Annotated in this window: 1 protein-coding gene; it reads right to left on the bottom strand. The window is 44.4% G+C overall.

What is annotated here, in order from left to right; genetic code table 11:
• Positions 1-241, bottom strand: a 241-nt coding sequence (locus B4920_RS27660; RefSeq protein ID WP_173862743.1) for a septation protein IspZ, incomplete at both ends; no start/stop codon positions are given.

Here is a 241-nt window from a genome sequence, read left to right as displayed (position 1 = left end):
TCATCTCTTTACCCAACATCGACTTTAAAATCGACTTGTCGAGTAGTTGGCTCACGCCAAGGGCTAGGGCAAATAACGCATAAATAATAGTGACTTTCCACTTGATAAAGGCATCGTCATGGAACACTAAGGTGAGGGTGCCAAACACTGTCACCATAGCGAAGGTAATCAGGTGCATCTTCTCCAATTTTTTATACAGCGCATAGGTCACGACTAATTGCAGTGCGGTGGCTGCGATTAA

It is taken from the genome of Zoogloea sp. LCSB751 (assembly GCF_002028455.1).
Taxonomy (GTDB): domain Bacteria; phylum Pseudomonadota; class Gammaproteobacteria; order Burkholderiales; family Rhodocyclaceae; genus Zoogloea.
Note: the sequence above shows the minus strand (reverse complement) of the source record. Positions and strands in the feature narration are given on the sequence as shown.